Below are 248 nucleotides of genomic sequence, written 5' to 3'. Positions count from 1 at the left end.
GGCCTGATCCTCAACACCTTCATCCGCCGTTCCGATGTCGTCAAGATTGCCTGCCTGGCGCAACTGGTCAACGTCATCGCGCCGATCATGACGGTTCCAAATGGCCCGGCATGGCGCCAGACGATCTTTTATCCCTATCTCTTTGCCTCGATTTACGGCCGCGGCAACGCGCTCGATCTCAAGGTGGAAAGCCCCACCTACAAATCCACCGTGGCGGGCGACGTTTCCTGTGTCGACATCACCGGCGT

General features: G+C 58.9%; 1 protein-coding gene. It reads left to right on the top strand.

The annotated features are described in order from the left end of the window. On the top strand, nt 1-248 hold a 248-nt coding region (locus tag ACWGTO_RS34045), incomplete at both ends, for an alpha-L-arabinofuranosidase C-terminal domain-containing protein (RefSeq protein ID WP_454579027.1).

The sequence above is a fragment of the Mesorhizobium sp. PL10 genome, from assembly GCF_053714315.1.
This window is presented reverse-complemented; position numbering and strand designations above follow the sequence as displayed.